The sequence below is a fragment of the Bacillus sp. AMCV2 genome (assembly GCF_056033925.1).
In genome coordinates, this window is record NZ_JBVYIB010000002.1 from 1,020,734 (window position 1) to 1,036,005 (window position 15,272).

Consider the following 15,272-nt stretch of genomic DNA (forward strand, 5'->3'; position numbering starts at 1 on the left):
ACCATTGTTGCTCATGAATTCAGAAAATTCAAATAAAATATATAAAAATAGATGATCGGGAGTTGAAGGGGAATGAAAGGGAGCGTTTTTAGGAAGAAAAGCATTCAGGATTTAATCGCTGCGACGAGCGGGGAAAAATCTTTAAAAAGAGAATTAGGGGCATTTGATTTAACGTTGCTTGGAATCGGCGCCATTATTGGCACAGGGATTTTTGTTCTGACGGGAACAGGTGCAGTCACGGCCGGTCCCGGACTGACCATTTCATTTGTTGTGGCGGCGCTGGCTTGTTTATTCGCCGCCCTGTCTTACGCGGAATTTGCGTCAAGTGTTCCTGTTTCAGGTTCGGTGTATACATTCACTTATGCGACATTGGGAGAGCTTATGGCCTTTATTATCGGGTGGGATTTAATTTTAGAATACATGCTGGCGGTAAGTGCAGTGTCGGTCGGCTGGTCTGGTTATTTCCAATCGTTTTTATCTGGGCTCGGCATTCATCTTCCGGTTGCTTTAACAGCGGCACCGGGCGCAGTGAAAGGCACCTTTACCCTGTTTAATCTTCCTGCATTCGTCATTGTAATGGCGATCACATATTTGCTTTATTTAGGCATCAAAGAATCAAAAAGAGTCAACAATATCATGGTTATCTTGAAGATACTGGTTGTTCTGCTGTTTATCGCGGTGGCAGCCGTTTACGTGAAGCCGCACAACTGGCAGCCGTTTATGCCAATGGGCTTTGGCGGCGTATTCAGTGCAGCGGCGCTCGTATTCTTTGCTTTTATCGGATTTGACGCTGTATCCTCTGCTGCGGAAGAAACGAAAAATCCCGCGAAGGATCTGCCTAAAGGCATTATTTTCTCTTTACTGGTCTGCACGATTTTATATGTCACCGTATCAGCGATCATGACTGGGGTTATCCCGTTTGCTCAATTTGCGGGTGTGGATCATCCGGTTTCTCTAGTTCTTCAAAGCGCAGGACAAAACTGGGTGGCTGGCATCATTGATATTGGCGCCGTGCTGGGAATGACAACAGTTATGCTCGTGATGCTTTACGGGCAGACACGCGTCATGTTTGCCATGTCGCGTGACGGACTTGTGCCAGGCTCACTTTCTAAAGTGCATCCAAAGCACAAAACACCTTATGTAGCCACTTGGTTTTTCGGAACGATGTCGGCGCTTCTCGGCTCACTTGTTCCGCTGGATGAACTTGCAAAGCTGGTAAACATCGGGACGCTGTCGGCATTTGTCCTGATTTCTGTGGCAGTTATCGTTTTGAGAAAGAAACAGCCTGATCTTCCGAGAGCTTTTAAATGCCCGGGAGTTCCCGTGATCCCAGGCCTGGCGATTCTGTTCTGCCTGTTCTTGATTTTAAATCTGGGATGGGTGACGATTGTCCGCTTCCTAGTGTGGCTGTTAATCGGTTTGGTAATTTATTTCCTGTATTCAAGAAAGCATTCAAAATTAAATCAATAAATAACCTTTTGATAAAGAGAGCGGCCATACAGGCCGCTCTCTTTTCTGTTCTTGGCAAATGAATCTATAGAAATGAAGACAAAAATAAGAGATAATATAGGCTGGAAAGGAAGTGACGTTTATTGTCTGAGCAAAAACCAGTCCAATGGGCTTCGAAAATCGGTTTCGTCATGGCAGCGGCCGGCTCGGCTATCGGCTTGGGCGCGATTTGGAAGTTCCCTTACGTAGCGGGGACCAATGGGGGAGGAGCCTTTTTTCTTATCTTCGTGTTATTTACCATCCTCTTAGGCTATCCGCTTTTGGTGGGGGAATTTATTTTTGGAAGACGGAACCAGACGAATGCCATTGATGCATATAAAAAAGAAGCGCCGCGATCAGCTTGGTTTCTTACAGGGTGGATCGGCGTAGCCGCGTGTTTCTTAGTGCTGTCGTTTTACAGTGTAATCGGGGGATGGATTTTGCTGTATATCGTGAAAACAGCGTCAGGATCACTGTCCGGGCTTTCTCAGGCACAGTATGGCGCTCTTTTTGCTTCTATAATCCAAAATCCGTTGCAGACGCTCGCGGCTCAGCTTGTCTTTATGGCACTGACTGTACTCGTTGTCGCAAGAGGGGTTCAAAAAGGGATTGAACGGGTAAGCGCGGTGATGATGCCGATTTTGTTTTTATTGTTTATTCTGCTCGTTCTTCGGTCTCTTACGCTTAACGGGGCAATGGAAGGCGTAAAGTTTCTGCTTGTGCCTCATTTCGGTGATCTGACTCCGGAATCCATATTATTCGCGCTGGGACAGGCCTTCTTTACGTTAACACTGGGGGTTTCGGTGATGGTGACCTACAGCTCCTATTTGCCGAAAACACAAAATATCCCTCGTTCGGCAGCCTCCATTGTCTTGATGAATATCATTGTGACACTCTTGGCAGGTTTGGCTATTTTTCCGGCGGTTTTCTCATTCGGTTTTCAGCCAAATGAAGGACCGACACTGCTGTTTACAGTGCTTCCGGCCGTTTTTGAACAGCTTCCGTTCGGCACGTTGTTTTTTATCGGCTTTCTCGTTGCATTTTTATTTGCAGCCTTGACCTCAGCATTTTCGATGGTTGAAATTATCGTTGCCACAATCGGAAAAGGGGACGAAAAGAAAAGAAAAAAACTGTCATGGACGAGCGGGCTTTTGATCTTTTTGGTCGGAATCCCATGCTGCTTGTCTTATGGCGTATTGAGTGATGTGCACCTATTTGGCAAAACGTTTTTTGATATTGCCGATTTTACCGTCAGCAATGTTTTAATGCCTTCAGGCGCTCTGTTAATTTCTCTATTTATCCCGCTGAAAATTTCGAAAAGCGAACTCTTGGCTGAAATGCGAAATGGATCAAATGCAGGTAAAGCATTCTTTTACACATGGTTTTATTTGCTTCGTTTTATCGTGCCGCTTGCCATTATTATCGTGTTCTTAAATTTAATCGGAATTTTATCATTTTAAAAAAACAGGCTCCGTTTCTGGGGCCTGTTTTTTATTTAATAAGATGATATCAACGGTGCCCATGCCGTTTTCAGTTTTTGGATGCCGAGCCTGATGTCCTCTTCTGACAAACCGCCATAACCGATTAAGACAGAAGCAAAAGGCGTCTGTTCTTTATATGAGGGAGACACGGGATAGATGGTTACACCGTGGTCTGCGGCTGCTTGTATTGCTTCTTCCTCACTTGCTGGAAACAAAAGGCGCAGCAGAATGTGAAGCCCCGAGTTTTTACCGAGAATCTCAACGGTGTTTCCTAGTTCAGAGCGGATGGCTTCTAACAGGACAGCGTGTTTTTTTCGGTATAAGCTTCTCATTCTATTTATGTGTTTTTGCCACTCTCCGGTTTCGATGAAGTCTGCCAGTGCCAATTGCGAGTGAACAGAGACGGTCTGCTTCATTAACTGAGCGTTGTTTTTGATTGGTTCCATGAGTTCAGGGGGCATAATCATGAAGCTGAGCCGCAAAGAAGGCAGAAGTGACTTTGAAAAAGTGCCCAGATATATGACTCTGCCATTCGGATCAAGACCCTGTAAAGACGGAATGGGATGGCCGCTGTAGCGAAATTCTCCATCGTAATCATCTTCTATAATGAATGAATTTGTTTCTGCCGCCCATGCCAGCAGCTCCTGTCTGCGGGTAATCGTCATAATGGTCCCAATCGGAAACTGATGCGAAGGAGTCGTATACATGAGATAAGGATTCTTACGGTAGAGCTCATCCGGCAGGACGCCTTCTGCATCAGAACAAATCGGAGTGACATCCATGTGATTTGCTTCAAACATCCTTCTTGAACGGTGAAAGCCCGGTTCTTCAAAGCCGATTTTTGTACCTGGCTTTAGCGAAAGGCAAAGAATTTGCAGAAGCACGGTGGTTCCTGCGCCGATGATAATCTGGCCGGGTTCGCAATTTACTCCCCGAGACAGCTTGACGAATCGGGCAATCATGTGCCTGAGTTCGTATTCTCCTTGAGGGTCGCCAGAGGTGTGAAACGATCCGGAATAGCGATCAAGACTTTTTACTATGCTTTTTCTCCATGCGTTAAAGGGAAAGAGGGTCGGATTAACGTTGCCCTGATGGAAGTCAATAGCAGGTGCGTTCTTTTCATGTAATCCCGGCTGTACAGACTGTTGAAAATGGTCAGGAGCTGTCGGGAAGCCTGGTTCTACTTCCGCCGCGAACCAGCCGATTTTCGCCTTGCTTTTGACATAGCCCTCAGCAGTTAATTGCTCGTAAGCTCGTTCTATAGTTGCCGTGCTGACATCGAGCAAGCTGGAGAGCCTGCGTTTTGACGGAAGTCTTGTTCCCTTTGTTATTCGCGCATGTGAAATTTCTTGTTTAAAAAAGGTATAAAGCTGCTCATACAGCGGTGTTTTGCTCTTTTTATCAAGAAACGGCGTAATATCCATCTCATGTCTCCTTTATATCTGGCATGGTCATTTTTTCTGATATTGGCTATTTGGCAAATGCCATTTATTAGCTATGATCATTGTAACGAAAGGAAAGGGGATTGAGAAGATGATCCATATGAAACAATTAACCTCGAAAGAAGAATGGGCTGAGTCGTATCCGATTATGAGTGAATTGAGAACAGAACTGGATATTGAGACGTATTTACAAAGGCTTGAAGCCTGTGTGCAGAAAGAATCGTATATGCTGTTTGCCTTATATGAGGATACAGCAATCAGAGCGCTGTGCGGGGCTCTGCCGAGGGTTTCCATTCATAAAGGAGAGCACTTGTGGATTGCGGATCTTGTTACAACGGCACCTTGCCGATCAAAGGGATACGGCAAAATGCTTTTGGATTATGCCTCAGACTGGGCGAGAAAAGCCGGACTTGGTTTTGTCAGTCTTTCATCTGGCCTTCAGCGTAAAGACGCACATCGATTTTATACAGATAAGATGGGTTTTACTATAGAAAGTTATTTGTTCCGAAAACCGGTATAACGAAAAAAAAGACGCCTGAAAAGGCGTCTTTTTTAAAAGCCAAACTGTAAATTCGTATCTACAGATACAATGGTATACACACAAATAATCACAAAGAGATTAAGGATGACGCCGAGCAGGCCGGGGCCTGTGCGCCCTCTCTTGATGAAGAGTTCAACAACGCCGAACGGAACGGCAGCCATGGCGAATGGAAGCATTTGATAGGAATAAAACGTGACGTTGCTGATAATGGCCAAATTCAGCAACAGCAGGGACAGAACCGCTGTCCCGACAGAGATCCAGCCGAATACATTGTGTTCTTTAAAAATTCTTACCAGTTCCATAATTCCACCTCGCCGACATTCGCTGATTTTACAGATTTATTTTTCAGCATGCGCTGGATTTCCTTGGTTGGCCCTGTAACGACCGAACCGTATACATTGACACCGTTTTTCTCTACATAATCTAATCGGTTATCTACATTCAGGTCTTTCCGTTTTGAAATGACCTGAGCCCATTTTTCGTGTTTGGACATGAATTTCAGGGCGTTGATAAACTGATCGCCATTCGACTTGCCTTTTGTATTAAGGGCGGCCAAGAACTTTGAATCCTTCCCAGGATAGCCAAGAGGTTCTGTGGAAGCTGTCTTATTTGTGTTTTTCTCTGTTTCGATTGCGTTCCACAAAAAGCTCACATCATAGCCTTTGAATTTGTTATACACGTCTTTTGTCGGATATGCACGGTCATATGAAAGGTAGACCTCTGATACCGTTCCTTCAGGCAATGTGCTTAACGTTTTTTCTGCTTTTGCGGTCGTTTGTTCAGACTTGTTTGAAGGATGTGTAAAGTAATGGCCGGTTTTATTCACTTCTAAGTCATAGTAGTTTACTGCCGGCGCTTTTACTTTGTTATAAAACATTTCAACCCGTTCATTCCCTACGGCAGCCGTCTTCGTGCCAATCTGCTTTTGCAGCGGGAATTCCGTATTCATTCCAAATAGTTTCACTTGGCTTTTCAGTCCGGAAGTATCAACAAGAACATTCGGCATGGTCAGGGCTACAGTGACTGCGGCAGTTTCCATAAACTCATTGCCGGTGCTGTGTTTTCCACCCATTCCGTAATAGAGGTAGCTTCCCAGCGTACAAAGCGGCAAAATCATCAATGTCGAAATGACGGCAAGCACAGAAATTCGCAAATAAGACTTGCGTTTGCCGTAGGCTAAAATCGCTTTTTGTTTTTCAGGACTGATGCTGAGATCCCAATCGTTATCGTCCTCTAGTTCGCTGTCAATCAGTTCCTGATATACTTCGAGCTTCTCAAGTTCTTCCTCAAATGCAGTCATTTCCTGGTCGCTCATTTCCCCATTTTTATATTGATCAAAACGCTTTTTAAATTCTTCATTCATCATTAACACCTCTATTATAAAGTGCTTTCAGCCGCTGTCTGGCACGAAATAAAACACTTTTAAAATTCGCCTCTGAAATATTCATAATATGGGATGCTTCTTTGTAGTTTAACTCTTTTAAATAATATAGCGTTAAGGCCTCCCGATAATTATCGGGGAGCTCGGACATATAACCAGTCAGCACTTCCTTTATCTCTACCTGATGGGCAGGACTTTGAACAGCATTTTGAAAGAGGCTTCCGATTAAGTCATCAGAAATGGTTACTTCTTTCTTATGCTTTCTGACGTAATCAATGAAGGCGTTTCGCGCCACTTGAAAAAGCCAGGGCTTTACTTTGCTGTGATCATAGGAGTGAATGTGTATGTATGCCCGCATAAAGGTTTCCTGCAGCAAGTCTTCAGCAAGATGCTTGTCTTTTGTCATGGAGAGCAGGAACCTGTAAACATCATTCATGTACATTTGGTAAATTTCATCGATCGTCACTGCCTTTTCTCCCCTCTATGTTATACACGCATAAGAAAGGTTTAAAGTTGCACATTACATGCAAACGGCTTTTTTATACCTAATCAAACACCATTACTATATAGTACCCAAAAATGGCCCCAAAAGATAGTGCGGAGAAATGTTTAACATTTTTTCCAGAGGGGAAAAAATAGTGAAAAAGTGAAGGAGTGGCAAAATGGAATATACCAGTATAGCAGATACAGGAATAGAAGCCTCCAGAATCGGCCTCGGCACATGGGCCATTGGCGGAACGATGTGGGGAGGCACTGACGAAAAAACATCGATTGAAACAATCCGCGCCGCTCTTGATCAGGGGATTACACTGATTGACACCGCGCCGGCTTACGGCTTCGGGCAGTCCGAGGAAATCGTCGGAAAGGCAATCAAAGAGTACGGCAAAAGAGACCAGGTGATTCTCGCAACGAAAACGGCTCTGGACTGGAAGAACAACCAGCTGTTCCGCCATGCGAACAGAGCGAGAATTGTAGAGGAAGTTGAGAATTCTTTGAAGCGGCTTCAAACAGACTATATTGATCTTTATCAGGTGCATTGGCCCGATCCGCTTGTGCCAATTGAAGAAACGGCTGAAGTCATGAAGGAATTATATGATGCGGGAAAAATCCGGGCGATTGGCGTCAGCAATTTTTCAATTGAGCAAATGGATACATTTCGCGCCGTCGCACCTCTCCATACGATTCAGCCTCCATATAATCTGTTTGAAAGAGAGATGGAAGAGAGTGTTCTTCCTTATGCGAAAGATAACAAGATAACAACATTATTATACGGCAGTTTATGCAGAGGGCTGTTAACAGGAAAAATGACCGAAGAGTATACATTTTTGGGCGATGATCTGCGTAATCACGATCCAAAATTCCAGAAGCCCCGCTTTAAAGAGTATCTTTCTGCTGTCAATCAATTGGATAAGCTGGCGAAGACACGTTATGGAAAATCAGTGATTCACTTGGCTGTCAGATGGATCTTAGATCAGCCGGGAGCGGATATCGCTCTTTGGGGAGCAAGAAAGCCTGGGCAGCTTGAGGCCCTATCTGAGATTACAGGCTGGACGCTGAACAGTGAAGATCAGAAAGATATCAATACTATATTGGAAAATACGATATCAGACCCTGTCGGACCGGAGTTTATGGCCCCGCCGACCAGAGAGGAAATATAACAAAAGCTGAGGATGAATCCTCAGTTTTTTGGCGTTTAACGGGAGAAATCTTAAAAATTAGTACCAGGTAATAAAAAATGTTGTTATAATAGATGACAGAAAGAATCATTGATTACGACAAAGGAAGTGCGATATGTATAAGTTTTGTGCAAATGCTTTAAAAGTTATTCTTTCTCTTCGCGGAGGGGTGAAGGTGTATAACAAAGAAAACCTTCCGGCCGATTCAGGTTTTGTCATCGCGTGTACACATTCCGGCTGGGTTGATGTGATTACACTCGGAGTCGGGATTCTTCCTTATCAAATACACTATATGGCGAAAAAAGAGCTTTTTCAAAATAAATGGATCGGTTCGTTTCTGAAGAAAATTCATGCCTTTCCGGTAGATCGGGAAAATCCCGGGCCAAGCAGTATTAAAACGCCGATTAAGCTGCTGAAAGAAGGAGAGATCGTCGGTATCTTCCCAAGCGGAACAAGAACCTCTGAGGATGTGCCTTTGAAAAGAGGTGCGGTGACGATTGCGCAAATGGGGAAAGCGCCGCTTGTCCCCGCTGCATATCAGGGCCCTTCAAGCGGAAAAGAATTATTCAAAAAAGGAAAAATGAAGCTGATTATCGGTGAGCCTCTTCACCAGGCTGATTTTGCCCACCTGCCTTCAAAGGAAAGACTTGCAGCAATGACAGAGGCTTTGAATCAGCGGATTAAAGAACTAGAGAATAAACTTGATCAGCTATAAGGCGTTATGAGAGATTGCCCTGAAACTGTGAAAATAAGAAAAGCACCTTATACAAGGTGCTTTTCTTATTATGCTTCCTGCTGGTTAGCTGTCTCCAGAAGTTCTTCTTCTTGAAGCTTTTTCACTTCAATATATGCGACGTGGTGGCCGTCAATTTCATTAATGATGAACTCGCAGCCCTCTTCGATGATGGAATCATCTTTTTCAACATCGTATTTTTGAGTAAGGAACCAGCCGCCGATTGTATCGACTTCTTCGTTCTCTAAATGAATGCCTAGCAGGTCGTTTACTTGGTCAATTAACACTTTTCCGTCAAGAATATAATGGCCTTCGCCGATTTTGCGGATTTCGCTAATTTCATCAATATCAAATTCGTCGCGGATTTCACCGACAATTTCCTCAATGATGTCCTCAACCGTCACAAGCCCGGCAGTACCGCCGTATTCATCAGACAATATGGCCATGTGGACCCTCTCTTTTTGCATTTTGACAAGCAGGTCTTGGATCGGCGCAGATTCAATGACATGAATGATCGGGTTGACGAATTGAGAAATGGTGGAATCAACAGATACCTCACCGCTGATGCAGGCGGTCAGCACTTCTTTAATGTTAATAACCCCGATAATATTATCTTTATCGCCCTCTTCCACAGGGTAGCGGGTATATTTTTCAATCTGAATGATGTCCATCATTTCAGAAATCTTGATATCATGCGGAAGGCTGACAATTTCGGTCCGCGGAATCATAATTTCTTTCGCGAGCCTGTCGTCAAATTCAAAGATTTTATTCACATATTTAAACTCTGATTGGTTGATTTCACCGCTTTTATAGCTTTCAGACAAAATGATTCGCAGCTCTTCTTCTGAGTGAGCCAGTTCGTTTTCTGAAACGGTCTCCAGGCCAAATGCTTTGGTTAATAACCGTGCGGAATTGTTCAAAAGCCAAATGAATGGGAACGCGATGCGGTAAAACCAAATCAGCGGTTTCGCAAACAGCATAGACACTGCTTCCGCCTTTTGGATAGCGACTGTCTTAGGTGCAAGTTCTCCGACAACAACGTGTAAGAACGTGATAATGGCATACGCAAAAATAAACGATATGACATGTGAAAGGGAACCTGGAACGTTCATTTGTACGAAAAGCGGGTGAAGCAGCCTTTCGATCGTTGATTCACCTAAAACCCCTAATCCGATGGAAGTCAATGTAATTCCGAGCTGACACGCAGATAAATATTCATCAAGATGCGTGGTCACTTTTTTTACGGCTATTGCTGCTTTATTTCCTTCCGCGATCAGCTGATCGATCCGTGAGCCTCTGATTCTGATAATGGCAAACTCAGATGCCACGAAAAATGCCGTCAGGGCGATTAAAACAGCAACTAAAATCAAATTCACTATGTCCAATTAGAACCTTCACTCTAGCAATGAGAATGAAGGTAACACCTCCTGTTAGATAAAATGGTTTTAACTTAACAGCAGCATAAATGATTGGAACACGGCGAGCTTTTCAGGCGGGAGTTTGCTTTTCAGCTTGTCACGATCCTCGGGCTTCAGCCGTTCAAACCGATGCAAGATTCCGGAGATGTTTTGATTCATATGATCAATTTCTAATGCCAGATTTCCAATTTCATCATCAAGTTTAGCTGAAGAGGGAAACTGGTTCTCCAGTCGATCTTTAATATCGGACAGGGCCAATCGCTGCTTCTTGCAATCTACAATAAATATAAGTCGTTTGAGTGCATTTTCGTCGTAGTAACGGTAATTTGAACAGGATCTGGCCGGCGTAAGCAGACCGAGATTCGTATAATAATCAACTGTCCGTTTCGTTACTCCGGCGAGTGCCGCTAGTTCACTGATGCGATAAGTCTCAGCCCCATCTATATCCCTCCCAACCATCACGTTATAGTTATGAGAATAGTTTAATATATGAACGGTGTCTTGCACAAGTTTATTGTTTTTTTCGGACCGGAATTGGAAGTTGTGGAATTCATCATCTGATTGAAGTAACATAGGAAGATAGAATTTTCAAATTTTTATATGCGGAAGGGACAGATGAAATTGGCTGGGTTATCCCGGGAAGTTGAAGAAAATTTAAATAAAGGATCATGGATTCGCAAGCTGTTTGATGAAGGTGCAAGGCTGAAGAAGGAGTTCGGGGAAGACCAGGTATTTGATTTTTCACTCGGCAACCCGATTGTTGAACCGCCTGAAGCTTTTAAGAGAGCGTTAATAGAGGAAGCTGAAAAAGGCAGCCACGGATACATACAAAACCAAGGGCTTCCTGCAGCCAGAGAAAAAGTCGCGCAATTTCTGGGGGCGCGTTTTGAAGCTGATTTCTCAGCGGAGCGTATCGTCATGACGGTGGGCGCGGGAGGCGCTTTGAATGTTGCGTTAAAAAGCATCGTAAACCCTGGGGAAGAGGTCATTATTCTCGCACCTTATTTTGCCGAATATAAGTTGTATATTGAGAACTACGGGGGAAAGCCCGTCAGCTGCCCGTTGACAGGCCGGTTTGAGATCGACATTGAAGCGGTAAGGCAATCGATCACTCCACAGACGAAAGGGCTGATCCTCAATACACCGCATAACCCCACAGGCACGGTTCTCAGCCAGAAAAATATAGACGATTTAGGCGCTTTATTAAAAGAAATAGAAGAGAAGAGCGGCCAGACGATTTATGTGCTGTTTGATGAACCGTACAGTCAATTAATCTATGATGAAGAGCTGGCAAATCCGTTTCAATCGTACCATCGTGTGATATTGGCTAGCTCATTCAGTAAAGATCTCGGCATAGCCGGGGAGCGGCTCGGGTATATCGGATTGGACAGCCGAATGCCGGATGCGGACCTTTTGATCAACGCTTTTGTGTATTGTAATCGAACGCTTGGATTTGTGAATGCCCCTGTCATGATGCAGCGGGCTGTGTCACGAATGGATGATTTAATGGTAGACGCGAGCGCTTATAAAGAGCGCCGGGATTTAATGGTAGACATTTTAAAAGAAGCCGGTTTTGAATTTGAAATGCCAAAGGGAGGTTTCTTTGTTTTTCCAAAATCGCCGATTGAAGATGAAGTTGCATTTTGCGTGCATGCCGCCCAAAAATACAAATTATTAATTGTGCCGAGCAGCGGTTTTGGAATGAGCGGGCATTTCCGATTATCCTTCAGTGTGCCGATCGAGCAGATTAAAAACTCACGGGACATTTTCATTTCTTTATATAAAGATTTTGCTTAAGAAGGCAAAGAAAAGAAAACAGTTTTCAAGGCTGTTTTCTTTTTATATCCGCAAAATCCTTCCTCTTCCAATCCAGACAGGCGCAGAATTGACAAGCAGGCATGCAGTTAAGGCTTTCTTCATGATAAAAGTCTAAAAATTAAAAATCATTTTTGGAATGAGTTGTGTTACAATAAAATATACAATTTATAATCAAACTTTGACTTTTGGAGGTGGTATGATGGGGCCCTCTGCTTAGGCAACAATACACCGCGTACCTCAATGTTAAGGAAAAATGATTATATCAGGAGGTGACTCCTTATCCTTTGTTGAGAGGATAGGGTTAAATGGACGATATTGACAGTCTGATTTTAATTGGCGTGCTCATTGCTTTAACCGCGTTTTTCGTTGCAAGCGAGTTTGCGATTGTTAGAGTAAGGAGATCCAGAATAGATCAGCTTATCACAGAAGGAAACAAACGGGCGATACTCGCAAGGCGTGTCATTACAGATTTGGATGAATATTTATCCGCATCCCAGCTAGGCATTACATTGACATCAATCGGGCTTGGCGTACTGGGTGAGCCGGCCTTTGAACGGCTGCTGCATCCACTGTTTGAACCGCTCGGCTTGCCGGAATCGGTTTCACATGCAGTCTCTTTTGCAGTCGCGTACGGCTTGATCACGTTCCTGCACGTTGTTGTAGGTGAACTGGCCCCGAAAACGGTCGCGATTCAAAAGGCAGAACAGCTGACTTTATTGATAGCGGGCCCTTTGCGTTTATTCTATTTGTTCCTGTTTCCGTTTATTTGGATCCTCAATGGATCGGCGCGGCTTTTATGCGGGATGTTCGGTTTGAAGCCTGCGTCAGAACATGATGGTTCCCATTCTGAGGAAGAACTCAGGATGCTGTTATCTGAGAGTTTAAAAAACGGAGAGATTAATCCGTCTGAATATAAATATGTGAATAAGATTTTTGAATTTGATAATCGGATCGCCAAAGAAATTATGATACCGCGGAAGGAAATGGCTGCTGTGTCAACTGAGATGACAATGGCCGAGATGCTTGAAGTCATGCTGAAGGAAAAATACACGCGCTGGCCAGTCACAGATGGAGACAAAGACAGTGTGATCGGTTTGGTCAATACGAAGCATTTGTTTTCTGATTTGCTGTTTATGACAGAAGAAGAACGAATGAAGATGACGATCCATCCGTATGTGAGGCCGGTCATCGAAGTGATTGAAACGATCCCGGTTCATGACTTGCTGATTAAAATGCAGCGCGAGCGCATTCATATGGCTATATTGTCGGATGAATACGGAGGAACCTCGGGACTTGTGACGACAGAGGATATTCTTGAGGAAATTGTCGGAGAGATCAGAGATGAATTTGATGAAGATGAACAGCCGCTGATCCAAAAGCTTGGCGACGGCCATTATGTGATGGATGGAAAGGTTCGGATCGATCAGGTGAACAGCCTTCTTGGCGCATCGATTCAAGAAGACGTCGATACGATCGGCGGGCTGATATTAAAAGAAAACATCGATATTGAGGCTGGTGAATCCATTCGCATCGGTTCATATACGATCAAGGTGCTGAAGATGGACGGCCGATTAATCAAGCAAATCGATATAAAAGAAGAAGCCGGCAACACAACCGGGATTATGGCGCACCACAAGCTGCCGCTGCCTGAGCCTGTGATGCTGAACAGTGCAACCTTGAGCGAGAAATAAGCTCAAGGTTTTTTTATATTGTGATTGTCCAGCCGCACCAAAATGCCAAAAGCGACCCGCAAAGTGTCAGGGCGATGTACAAGATGCTTTCTATTACACGTTTGGCCATAAGGAGTTGAATACTTTCAACGCTGAAGGTGGAAAAGGTCGTAAAGGCGCCAAAAAACCCCGTGCCGATGATAAGCGAGACCGAAGCATTTGCAACGTGAAGTCCTGTAAATATTCCGAGCCCGAGAGCTCCGAGAATATTGACTGTCAGTATGCCAATGGGCAGGCTGAGACCTTTGGTTTTGGCGGTTATGACATTGCCAAGCCAGAAGCGAAGCATTGCGCCAAGTCCGCCCCCTATGAAAATACCCGCTAGTGTCATCTTTCCTGCAGCCCCTTTCTTTGCTGAATGCCTGCTATGCGCCGTCCCGCAAAAACACCAATCAGTGCAAATATGATCCCTGATATCAATGAGGCTGCCACATATAAAAGAGCCAATGAGGGTTGTCCTTGCAAAATCATCACTGTTTCCTTAGAAAACGTGGACATTGTTGTGAAGCCTCCGCAAAAGCCGGTGCCTAAAAAAGCCGACAGCAGAGGCCGTTTTGCCCCGATCATAAAAAATCCGGTCAAAATGCCTAATAGGAGGCTGCCTGCCGCATTTTCCAGCCAGGTTGCCGCCGGGAACTGACCGGTGTGTATCCATAAGTTTAATCCGTATCGGAGGCAGGCGCCAAGCGCGCCTCCGATAAAAACCGCGCTATATATTTTCATGTTTGCCATCCTTTATGATGAAATCCGGGTAATCTGTAACGATGCCGTCCACGCCCATGGCTTGTAATTTTGCCGCTGTCTTTTGATTGTTGACAGTCCATGCAAATATGGTTAAGCCATTTTTATGGACGGAGCCGATCATCAGACGGTTGAGCCGTGTGTATTTTATATTGACATAGTTTGCAAAAGAGCGGAAGGCCTTCATCTGATTTCTGGACAGCATGCCAAAGTTGGGCCTTGTAATGATGGCTGTCGGAATCGATGGATAAAGCTCGCGGAATCTTTGGACGGAGCGGAACTGAAAGGATTGAACAATATTATTGATAGAAAAAGAAAATTGCCCTAATAGCTGCCCCACCTCTTCTTCAATTCCGACTTGAGACGGATGGCCTTTTAGTTCAATTAAAAGGCCGATTTTTTTGTGGTAGCGCTTGAGCACCGCTTCCAGGGTCGGAATACGCTCTCCTTGAAAAGCGGGGCCGTACCAGCTTCCTGCATCGAGTTTTTGCAATTCCTCCAAGGTAAAATCCTTAACAAAGCCCGATCCGTTTGTTGTTCGGTCAACCCTGTCATCGTGTATCACAACAATCTGCCTGTCTTTTGTAAGCTGGACATCCAGTTCGATCATATCTGCATTCATTTTCACCGCAAGGTCAAATGCGGCAATCGTATTTTCCGGAGCGTAGCCGGATGCTCCGCGATGGGCAATGATGTACAAGCTAAGTCAGCTCCTCGTATGGGCATTTCTGTTATTGTATCAAATCCATATATGCACCGCGATACAAACTGGTGAATTTTTTCTGCCATATCGGAATGGTCCGGGCTGAGGAATGCGTATAAC

The 15,272-nt window shown here is 44.5% G+C and carries 16 protein-coding genes; 7 read left to right on the plus strand and 9 right to left on the minus strand.

Annotation, left to right across the window (positions count from 1 at the left end):
* The first annotated feature begins 72 nt into the window (after positions 1–72).
* Positions 73–1,470 (plus strand): branched-chain amino acid transporter BcaP, encoded by a 1,398-nt coding sequence (gene bcaP / locus AC0OMA_RS05380; RefSeq protein WP_003245791.1) that lies wholly within the window; start codon positions 73–75, stop codon positions 1,468–1,470.
* A gap of 122 nt (positions 1,471–1,592) precedes the next feature.
* Positions 1,593–2,948, plus strand: a complete 1,356-nt coding sequence (locus tag AC0OMA_RS05385; protein WP_181218682.1) for a sodium-dependent transporter — start codon at positions 1,593–1,595, stop codon at positions 2,946–2,948.
* A gap of 35 nt (positions 2,949–2,983) precedes the next feature.
* On the opposite strand, the gene pdxR is transcribed toward AC0OMA_RS05385, so the two are convergent.
* Positions 2,984–4,393: a MocR-like pyridoxine biosynthesis transcription factor PdxR gene (pdxR, locus tag AC0OMA_RS05390; RefSeq protein WP_181218684.1), complete on the minus strand. Its 1,410-nt coding sequence runs from the start codon at positions 4,391–4,393 to the stop codon at positions 2,984–2,986.
* A 109-nt stretch (positions 4,394–4,502) separates the two neighbouring features.
* Between pdxR and AC0OMA_RS05395 the strand changes: the two genes are divergently transcribed.
* Positions 4,503–4,931: a GNAT family N-acetyltransferase gene (locus AC0OMA_RS05395; RefSeq protein ID WP_015483014.1), complete on the plus strand. Its 429-nt coding sequence runs from the start codon at positions 4,503–4,505 to the stop codon at positions 4,929–4,931.
* Positions 4,932–4,963: 32 nt separating this feature from the next.
* Here the strand turns inward: AC0OMA_RS05395 and AC0OMA_RS05400 are convergent, their stop codons facing one another.
* Genes AC0OMA_RS05400 through sigM form a run of 3 tightly spaced genes read right to left on the minus strand, consistent with a single transcriptional unit; the run spans position 4,964 to position 6,799 of the window.
* The gene (locus AC0OMA_RS05400; RefSeq protein WP_003233341.1) at positions 4,964–5,254 is read right to left on the minus strand and encodes an anti-sigma-M factor; all 291 of its coding nucleotides are present in this window, start codon (positions 5,252–5,254) and stop codon (positions 4,964–4,966) included.
* Positions 5,242–6,318, minus strand: a complete 1,077-nt coding sequence (locus tag AC0OMA_RS05405) for an anti-sigma factor (protein ID WP_010886459.1) — start codon at positions 6,316–6,318, stop codon at positions 5,242–5,244. The genes AC0OMA_RS05400 and AC0OMA_RS05405 overlap by 13 nt, the downstream gene beginning before the upstream one ends.
* Positions 6,308–6,799, minus strand: a complete 492-nt coding sequence (gene sigM, locus AC0OMA_RS05410; protein WP_003224177.1) for an RNA polymerase sigma factor SigM — start codon at positions 6,797–6,799, stop codon at positions 6,308–6,310. Before sigM ends, AC0OMA_RS05405 begins: the two co-directional genes overlap by 11 nt.
* 196 nt (positions 6,800–6,995) lie before the next feature.
* On the opposite strand from sigM, the gene akrN reads away from it, so the two are divergent.
* Positions 6,996–7,991: an aldo/keto reductase AkrN gene (gene akrN, locus AC0OMA_RS05415; RefSeq protein ID WP_181218686.1), complete on the plus strand. Its 996-nt coding sequence runs from the start codon at positions 6,996–6,998 to the stop codon at positions 7,989–7,991.
* 133 nt (positions 7,992–8,124) lie between these two features.
* Positions 8,125–8,724, plus strand: coding sequence for a 1-acylglycerol-3-phosphate O-acyltransferase (locus tag AC0OMA_RS05420; protein WP_003233335.1), 600 nt, complete (start codon positions 8,125–8,127; stop codon positions 8,722–8,724).
* Between the two features lie 68 nt (positions 8,725–8,792).
* Here the strand turns inward: AC0OMA_RS05420 and AC0OMA_RS05425 are convergent, their stop codons facing one another.
* Together AC0OMA_RS05425 and cueR are read right to left on the minus strand one after the other, a co-directional pair.
* A complete protein-coding gene (locus tag AC0OMA_RS05425; protein ID WP_009966903.1) occupies positions 8,793–10,127 on the minus strand; it encodes a hemolysin family protein in 1,335 nt (444 codons plus the stop codon).
* 60 nt (positions 10,128–10,187) lie between these two features.
* Positions 10,188–10,619: a Cu(I)-responsive transcriptional regulator gene (gene cueR, locus AC0OMA_RS05430; protein WP_010886460.1), complete on the minus strand. Its 432-nt coding sequence runs from the start codon at positions 10,617–10,619 to the stop codon at positions 10,188–10,190.
* Positions 10,620–10,775: 156 nt separating this feature from the next.
* On the opposite strand from cueR, the gene AC0OMA_RS05435 reads away from it, so the two are divergent.
* Both AC0OMA_RS05435 and AC0OMA_RS05440 read left to right on the plus strand, forming a co-directional pair.
* Positions 10,776–11,957 (plus strand): pyridoxal phosphate-dependent aminotransferase, encoded by a 1,182-nt coding sequence (locus AC0OMA_RS05435; protein ID WP_181218688.1) that lies wholly within the window; start codon positions 10,776–10,778, stop codon positions 11,955–11,957.
* 326 nt (positions 11,958–12,283) lie between these two features.
* The gene (locus AC0OMA_RS05440; RefSeq protein WP_181218690.1) at positions 12,284–13,669 is read left to right on the plus strand and encodes a hemolysin family protein; all 1,386 of its coding nucleotides are present in this window, start codon (positions 12,284–12,286) and stop codon (positions 13,667–13,669) included.
* A 13-nt stretch (positions 13,670–13,682) separates the two neighbouring features.
* Here AC0OMA_RS05440 and crcB read toward each other — a convergent pair whose 3' ends face one another.
* The 3 genes from crcB to AC0OMA_RS05455 are packed head-to-tail and all read right to left on the minus strand — an operon-like array spanning position 13,683 to position 15,149.
* The gene (gene crcB, locus AC0OMA_RS05445; RefSeq protein WP_003233320.1) at positions 13,683–14,039 is read right to left on the minus strand and encodes a fluoride efflux transporter CrcB; all 357 of its coding nucleotides are present in this window, start codon (positions 14,037–14,039) and stop codon (positions 13,683–13,685) included.
* A complete protein-coding gene (locus AC0OMA_RS05450; RefSeq protein WP_181218692.1) occupies positions 14,036–14,431 on the minus strand; it encodes a fluoride efflux transporter FluC in 396 nt (131 codons plus the stop codon). The genes crcB and AC0OMA_RS05450 overlap by 4 nt, the downstream gene beginning before the upstream one ends.
* Positions 14,418–15,149 (minus strand): glycerophosphodiester phosphodiesterase, encoded by a 732-nt coding sequence (locus AC0OMA_RS05455; protein ID WP_015383217.1) that lies wholly within the window; start codon positions 15,147–15,149, stop codon positions 14,418–14,420. The genes AC0OMA_RS05450 and AC0OMA_RS05455 overlap by 14 nt, the downstream gene beginning before the upstream one ends.
* Between the last annotated feature and the right edge of the window lie 123 nt (positions 15,150–15,272).

What these genes read in the sequence shown, in the direction of transcription:
- bcaP (WP_003245791.1), top strand. Translation starts at nt 73, where the DNA reads ATGAAAGGGAGCGTTTTTAGGAAGAAAAGCATTCAGGATTTAATCGCT.
- pdxR (WP_181218684.1), bottom strand. Translation starts at nt 4,393, where the DNA reads ATGGATATTACGCCGTTTCTTGATAAAAAGAGCAAAACACCGCTGTAT.
- AC0OMA_RS05395 (WP_015483014.1), top strand. Translation starts at nt 4,503, where the DNA reads ATGATCCATATGAAACAATTAACCTCGAAAGAAGAATGGGCTGAGTCG.
- AC0OMA_RS05400 (WP_003233341.1), bottom strand. Translation starts at nt 5,254, where the DNA reads ATGGAACTGGTAAGAATTTTTAAAGAACACAATGTATTCGGCTGGATC.
- AC0OMA_RS05405 (WP_010886459.1), bottom strand. Translation starts at nt 6,318, where the DNA reads ATGATGAATGAAGAATTTAAAAAGCGTTTTGATCAATATAAAAATGGG.
- akrN (WP_181218686.1), top strand. Translation starts at nt 6,996, where the DNA reads ATGGAATATACCAGTATAGCAGATACAGGAATAGAAGCCTCCAGAATC.
- AC0OMA_RS05420 (WP_003233335.1), top strand. Translation starts at nt 8,125, where the DNA reads ATGTATAAGTTTTGTGCAAATGCTTTAAAAGTTATTCTTTCTCTTCGC.
- cueR (WP_010886460.1), bottom strand. Translation starts at nt 10,619, where the DNA reads ATGGTTGGGAGGGATATAGATGGGGCTGAGACTTATCGCATCAGTGAA.
- AC0OMA_RS05435 (WP_181218688.1), top strand. Translation starts at nt 10,776, where the DNA reads ATGAAATTGGCTGGGTTATCCCGGGAAGTTGAAGAAAATTTAAATAAA.
- AC0OMA_RS05440 (WP_181218690.1), top strand. Translation starts at nt 12,284, where the DNA reads ATGGACGATATTGACAGTCTGATTTTAATTGGCGTGCTCATTGCTTTA.
- crcB (WP_003233320.1), bottom strand. Translation starts at nt 14,039, where the DNA reads ATGACACTAGCGGGTATTTTCATAGGGGGCGGACTTGGCGCAATGCTT.
- AC0OMA_RS05450 (WP_181218692.1), bottom strand. Translation starts at nt 14,431, where the DNA reads ATGAAAATATATAGCGCGGTTTTTATCGGAGGCGCGCTTGGCGCCTGC.